Genomic DNA, 7,195 nt, shown 5'->3' on the forward strand with positions numbered 1-7,195 from the left:
TTCTAGCTAGCTTTTTAGAAAGAATAACGTTTTTTGTCACTTGGGGGTAGTGAAAATTCTTAAGTTGATGGGCATGATAGTCTAACCCTAATTCAAATCCGTTCACTGTTTGTTTTCCATACGATTCTAGCGGTCCTGTTATAGAAGCAAGGACTCCTACCTTAATCGTCTTGTCATCCTCTGTACTTGTTTTCTTTCCTGAACAAGCTGCTGTTATTAATAACGAACCTAAAACACAACCAGTAAACATCGTCTTTAGCCACTTACGTTTTTTCATCGACATTGTGATCCTCCCTATACTTTACTTTCTGATAGAATCAAACACGCCAAAATCCCCTGTCCGTAATCATGACTAACTAATTCAATAGATAATGGAAAACTCTTGTAGTACCCTCTACATTCGGCACAAATATATAATCACCTTCCTATGTAATGGAAACGGACATACAATCAATATATATTCTGCAATCCAATTGAAAATACTGTTTCATTTCAGTAATGACCATACAAAAAGACTAACTTATTTTTAAGTTAGTCTTTTCACCTTAATTAGAGTTAAGTTCTACTTTCTCTAACCCTTCAGCCAATTGTTTCTTATCTAGCCCTTCCCCTATCACTACCAAGTTCGTCGGGAAACCGAAGTCTTGTTCCAGTAAAGTTGGTACCCCAAATGAATATTGGAATAGGTGCGGGTATTTATCTCCATGGAATTTCACAAATCCTTTTACACGATAAATACTATCTGGTAAATTTAAAAGCCATTCATATAAATTGTCTTGATCAATCGATTTCGTAAATTGATATGTCATCGTTTGTATATGTAAATGCTGTTTGACATGTAGTGTCTCATGTTCCCCATCATTCATAAATTCAGCTTCTTCTATATCTTCTAAAGATATATTACAATATTTTGTTTCAAACAATTTTGCATGATTATTTATTGCTTTCACGTCTTCAATTACTTTGTTCTTATCCGCAAATGTTAGTAAATCTGATTTATTAATTAAAATATGGCTACCAAATTTCATTTGCTCATGCAGTAGCTGTTGCACATTTGCACTTAATATACTTCGATTTAACCACCTTACTGCATCTAAAACGACTACTATTGATTTCACTTCTAAGAAAGGTGCTAAAATTGGTGATACACATGCATCTAACACTTCAATTGGATGCGCAACACCTGTCGTTTCTATATAAATGACATCTGGTCTTTCTTGCTGATATAACGAATGTAATTGTATTTCAAGCTCTTCTTTTAACGTACAACAAATACACCCTTTAAGAAGTTCCCTTAAAACATTCTCTTTTCCAATAATATCTGTATCTACTGAGTATTCACCAATTTCATTCATTAACACTGCAACTTTTCTATTCTTCTTTTTCTCCGCTAACAATAAATTTTGTAATAATGTTGATTTTCCGCTACCTAAAAAGCCACCTAATATATGAATTTCTACTTTATTCATTTGATCGACCATCCATTTCTTTATTTCAAAACGTATTCAAAGCGTAATAATTACGATTTATATTTATTATTTTATTAAAAGAGTCGTGATTTGTAAATATATGTTCACTGTTCGTTTACTTCATAAGCAACTTTAATCCCAGATTCTATCGCTCCTTGCATCCACCCATGTGTTAATGTCGTATGCTCTCCTGCAAAGTGCACTTTTCCAGATGGTGGTGTAATATACGGAAATAACTCGAGCTCTTGACCTGGTTCAAAAGCTGTAAATGCACCGCAAGAATACGGATTTTGACTCCAGCTAAAAGATGTTCCCGTAACAAACTCACTATAGACGATATCACCGTATATTTCTGCTAAATTTTTTAATGCGTAACGAATGCGTTCTCTATCCGGTAAACTATCCCATGTTAACGCCTCATCTGCCCACGTATAACTCGCTAAAACGATAGCTGCCCCTGGTGTATGAATGCCATAACTCGGATAATATGTAAACCGTATAGGTAAATCTGTAATAGATTTACCTCCACACTGTCCCGCTTTCTCCCAAAATCTACTTTTAAACTCTATCGCAATTTTAGTTGCAGCAATATAATTTAATTCACGAATTGCTCGTCTTTTATAATAAGAGAATAGATTGTAAGGCTGAATTTCAACAAAACGTAAAGCTGAAAATGGGATCGTAACAATTGCAACATCACCTGTAACCATAAATCTCTCAATAGTTTGTTCATAGTTTACTTGCATCATCACTTTGCTATTTTCTTGTATAATTTTTTCAACCTTATACCGCATAAATATATTCTCATTTAACTGCGATAAAAATGCTTTTGGTAATGCATCCATCCCGCCCGTTATTTCATAATATTTCGTCGTTGAAGTAAAGAAGACCATTTCTCGTAATACTTCAATTAAAGACATTCCCATATACGCTTCCATATCAAGAAGTACACCAATCATATCTATTGCACCGTCTGAATAATATTCAGTTAAAAATGTGCCGAGCGAATATGCTTTATACTTTTTCTCAACAATACTCCAATTCTTATTAGGATCTTTCTTAATATAATTTAGAATCGGTTCTAATACCTCTAACATTAACTCTTCTGCCGTTTTACCTTTTTCCCTCTCTAAAATAGGATATCCAAGTATACTTGGATTTTTTTCGAATATGCTTAATCTCGTTTTAATATTATTCGTATAAATAATATCTGAAGCGGTTTTATTTATAAAAAGATTTAACGGTAATTTAAATTTACGAATGTAAGCTAAAGTTAACTTGTGTGTATCAGGAATTCGCATTGGTCCTGCATTAAAATATAAACCTCTGCTAAACGGTTCACGGATCGTATATATTCTTCCGCCTATTCGATTATTCGCTTCTAAAATTGTTATGTTATGACCTGCTTCTTTCAATAACGATGCTGCAACTAATCCTGAAATTCCTGCACCAACAATAATAATCTGTTTTGGCTCCTTCGTTTTAACGAGCCCCACATGAATAATATGGAGCATTCTTTCCATCGTTAATGGCTGCATCATGGCCTTTTCCCCTTCAATAAAGGATTTTATTGCATTATATTCGGTTAACTTACTTCCTATGTTTTATGCAAGAAATTGCACGGATACATTTTCAAATACTTGAATATCTTTTATAAAATGTAATAAACTAGATATGAATCTATAGAAGTAAGACGTATTATCTTACATAATAAAATCAATGAAATTGCGAGGAATTTTGAAATGAAAAAAGGTATTAACCGTGTTGTATTAGTCGGAACAGGAGCAGTTGGATGTAGTTATGCTTACTGCATGATTAACCAAGCTGTAGCTGAAGAATTTGTTTTAGTTGATGTAAACGAAGCAAAAGCTGAAGGAGAAGCGATGGATTTAAGTCATGCCGTTCCATTTGCTCCAGCTCCAACTAGAGTATGGAAAGGTAGCTACGAAGATTGTAAAGATGCTGACCTTGTAGTCATTACGGCTGGATTACCACAAAAGCCAGGTGAAACACGTTTAGATTTAGTTGAGAAAAACGCTAAAATCTTTAAACAAATCGTTCGCAGTATTATGGATAGCGGGTTTGATGGCATTTTCTTAATCGCAACAAATCCTGTAGATATTTTAACTTACGTAACTTGGAAAGAATCTGGTTTACCGAAAGAACGTGTAATCGGTTCTGGTACAACGCTTGATTCTGCTCGTTTCCGCTATATGTTAGGTGAGTACTTCGATATTGGTCCACACAACATTCACGCCTATATTATCGGAGAACATGGCGATACTGAACTTCCAGTTTGGAGCCACGTTTCCGTTGGTATCCAAAAACTACAGACACTGCTTGAAAAAGACAACACGTATAATCAAGAAGATTTAGACAAAATTTTCATAAACGTTCGTGATGCAGCTTACCATATTATTGAGCGAAAAGGTGCAACTTACTACGGTATCGGTATGTCACTTCTACGTGTTACTAAAGCGATTTTAAATGATGAAAATAGTGTATTAACTGTATCGGCTTACTTAGAAGGTCAATATGGTCAAAAAGATGTGTATATTGGTGTACCTGCTGTTTTAAATCGCGGCGGGGTTCGTGAAATTTTAGAAGTAGAATTAAGTGAAGACGAAGAATTAAAATTCGATCACTCAGTTCAAGTGTTGAAAGAAACAATAGCTCCTGTTCTTTAATATGTATAGCAAAAAGCAATCCAAATTATTTCGGATTGCTTTTTACTTTATTTTCTATTTTTTAATCGATTCCTCATTATTTACATCAAGTACATCTAAGAAAAAGATAAAGATTGGTATCCCGATAATAAGCCCCCATATTCCAAGGAAATGTTCTGAAAAGATGAGAATTATAAATGTATAAAAGATTGGTAAATTCGTTTTCGCAGACATAAACTTCGGGTTTAAAAAATAACTTTCAAGAGCATGGATGACTGTAATGAAAATAAGTATGTATACAACGTACATAACTCCGCCTACGTTATAAGCAATGATACTAAGTGGAAATAAAGAAATAATCACACCTGCAACTGGAATCAACCCTAGTAGAAAAATCATAACAGCTAATACGAGAAGCTGCGGAAATCCTAAAACAATTAATGCAATAACAGTAAGAATACAATTTACAACCGCAATTAAAAACTGTGCTTCAATTACTTTACCGAACGATCTTGCAAACCTTTCGCCAAAATATGCGATTTCCTCATAAAAAATCTTTAGCTTACTCTCTTTAAATTTAGAAGTAAAGGTAATAATACGCTCCTTCTCTAATAAGAAAAATAAGCTTAATATGAGAGACAATAATATTTGTAAACTTACCTTCCCTATATTTGCTATCGATTGATAGATGACATCTACACCTTGTTCTATATACTTTGATACTTCCATTCCGTTAATTGTCGAAAGTGCATATTTAATGATTTCATTATCAGGCGGGTTTTGAAAGAACAATTTAAATTGATAAATCAATTGCGAAATTTGTATCGTTAACACAGGTAAATATTTATACAATGTCGTGCCAATAAAGGAAACTAATATGATATACAAACAGGCGATAACAATTTTCCGGTTCACTTTCAATTTTTTTGAAATAAAACGTTGAAATCGATCCATTAAAAATGTCAGTATAAACGTAATTAATATTAAGTTGATCATACTTTTTAATCCATATAATACAAGCGCTACTATTATTAAAACGAGAAACCGTTGAAACCCTCTACTTAGAAAAAAATTTTTCACTTCATTCATTAAGATTTAACCTCCCCCTTCAATGGATGGAAATTGAATATATTACATTTTATGAACTTCTATAGACAATCTTTCTTACTAATTAGAAAGAATCCTTTTTTTCTTTTTATATTGTTAGATTCTATTTATATTAGCCCACCTACTTACTTCAGTTGAGCTCTTTTTTTCGTTTAACCTTTTACAATTTAGGTGGTTTTCTATTTTTAGACTGCTGCTCATACGCATATCCAATATTGAAAAGCTCTTTTTCACCAAACTGTTTCCCTACAAACACTACACCGATTGGTTCTCCATTTTTATCATATCCAGCAGGAACCGCTAATTCCGGATAACCAGCTACAGCGGATAGAAGAACTTCATCGTTATTAATCATAACTAGAGCATCCAAACCTTTTTCTACTAAATATCTATCTAGCTCTTTTCTTGCATTTTTTTGACTCGTTTGCACTACTTTTTTCAAACTCATCTTTCGTTGTAGCAGATTTTTCAGATCCCTCAATTAATGTTTGTCCATATTTTATTCGTCTATTACTATCCTTTTTATTAAACGCTATAATCTCTTCTAACGATTTTACCGGTACATTTTTTTGCTTTGAAAGAAAATCGTTAACATTATGTTTGAATTCATATTCTAATGTTTGTAGATTATCTACACCCTCAGCGTTTAACTGAATATCATCAGTCACTATTGCACCTGCATCTTGAAGGTCTTTTCTTATCTTTTGTGCTACTTCTTTTCTATTGTCATCTTGTCGATCTATTGAAAATAGTACTCCTACTTTTTTCCCTTTCAAACCGTCTATTGATAAGTCCTTCGTATAATCCATTCTTTCTTTATCTTTCATTTTTTCTGTCATAGCATCTTTTTCATCATAACTTACCATTATGTTAAATAACGTTGCCGCATCCTTTACCGTTCTTGCCATCGGCCCTGCTGTATCAAGCGTTTCAGCTAACGGAATAATGCCTGATCTACTCACCATACCTAGTGATGGACGTAATCCAACTACTGATTGCTGCGTCGCTGGTGCTACAATTGATCCAGTCGTTTCTGTCCCGATTGCAAGCGGTGCAAAATCTGCCGCAACTACTGTAGCAGATCCAGAGCTTGATCCTGATGTATCAAACGTAATCGGACCATACGGATTCAAATTTTGTCCTTTTTTCCCGCTATATCCGCTAGGCATTGTAAAGGATAAATAATTTGCCCACTCAGACATATTCGCTTTTCCTAAAACAAAAGCACCTTCTTCTTTCAACTTTTTCACAATCGTCGCATCCTCATCTGCAACCCAATCTTTTAACACATATGTTCCTGCACTAGTCGGCATCACTTTTTCCGTCTGTACATTATCTTTTACAACGACAGGAATACCATATAAATTCGACTTTTTGTTTCTACCTCGCTCTTGATCTAACTTTCTTGCTTCTTCCATCGCATTAGGATTTATCTCTGTAACAGCATTTAATGTTATTCCATTTTGATCATGTTCTTGTATTCTAAAGAGATAAATACTCGTTAATTCTTCATATGACAACTTTCCATCATCAATCATTTTTTGAAGCTCATCTACAGTCGCATTTACGACTTCTTTTTCTTTCATCTTTACATTTTCTATATTAATTCCTTTAAGCTGATTATGTATCGGTTGTAGCACTCTTTCTTTATCATATACAATACGCTCAGGTTCCTTTGGAAAATAATTTTTATACATGTAATATCCGCCGGCACACGCTAATAAGACAACGCCTCCAGCGATAGACAGCGTTCCCTTTACCCATTTCTTCATGTTGCTTCCTCCACTCTATAAGGTGCTTCGTTATACGAAAAAGAGAGTTACTTTTTACTTAACTCTCTCCAATCGAAATGCCAAATGAAAAAATGAAAGATTTCAATCTAAAATGTACCCTATAGAATAGACACTTAAAAAAAAGTCTATTCTATAGGGTCTTTCTTGTATAATGAGAGAA

4 protein-coding genes and 2 pseudogenes are annotated in these 7,195 nt (G+C 33.8%); 1 reads left to right on the forward strand and 5 read right to left on the reverse strand.

From position 1 onward, the window contains the following. The 3 genes and pseudogenes from PDQ33_RS27605 to PDQ33_RS27615 all read right to left on the reverse strand — a co-directional run. Positions 1–283, reverse strand: a pseudogene (locus PDQ33_RS27605) (hypothetical protein); the annotation flags it as partial. A 262-nt stretch (positions 284–545) separates the two neighbouring features. Next, positions 546–1,469: a CobW family GTP-binding protein gene (locus PDQ33_RS27610; RefSeq protein ID WP_061131164.1), complete on the reverse strand. Its 924-nt coding sequence runs from the start codon at positions 1,467–1,469 to the stop codon at positions 546–548. A gap of 104 nt (positions 1,470–1,573) precedes the next feature. Beyond that, positions 1,574–3,010 (reverse strand): flavin monoamine oxidase family protein, encoded by a 1,437-nt coding sequence (locus PDQ33_RS27615; RefSeq protein WP_061131163.1) that lies wholly within the window; start codon positions 3,008–3,010, stop codon positions 1,574–1,576. 201 nt (positions 3,011–3,211) lie between these two features. On the opposite strand from PDQ33_RS27615, the gene PDQ33_RS27620 reads away from it, so the two are divergent. Next, a complete protein-coding gene (locus PDQ33_RS27620) occupies positions 3,212–4,156 on the forward strand; it encodes an L-lactate dehydrogenase (RefSeq protein WP_270757011.1) in 945 nt (314 codons plus the stop codon). Positions 4,157–4,210: 54 nt separating this feature from the next. Here the strand turns inward: PDQ33_RS27620 and PDQ33_RS27625 are convergent, their stop codons facing one another. Both PDQ33_RS27625 and PDQ33_RS27630 read right to left on the reverse strand, forming a co-directional pair. Further along, the gene (locus PDQ33_RS27625; RefSeq protein ID WP_270757010.1) at positions 4,211–5,224 is read right to left on the reverse strand and encodes an AI-2E family transporter; all 1,014 of its coding nucleotides are present in this window, start codon (positions 5,222–5,224) and stop codon (positions 4,211–4,213) included. A 178-nt stretch (positions 5,225–5,402) separates the two neighbouring features. Beyond that, positions 5,403–7,014 (reverse strand): annotated as a pseudogene (locus tag PDQ33_RS27630) (amidase family protein). Positions 7,015–7,195: the final 181 nt, after the last annotated feature.

This window comes from Bacillus cereus group sp. Bc031 (assembly GCF_027716265.1).
GTDB lineage: Bacteria > Bacillota > Bacilli > Bacillales > Bacillaceae_G > Bacillus_A > Bacillus_A paranthracis.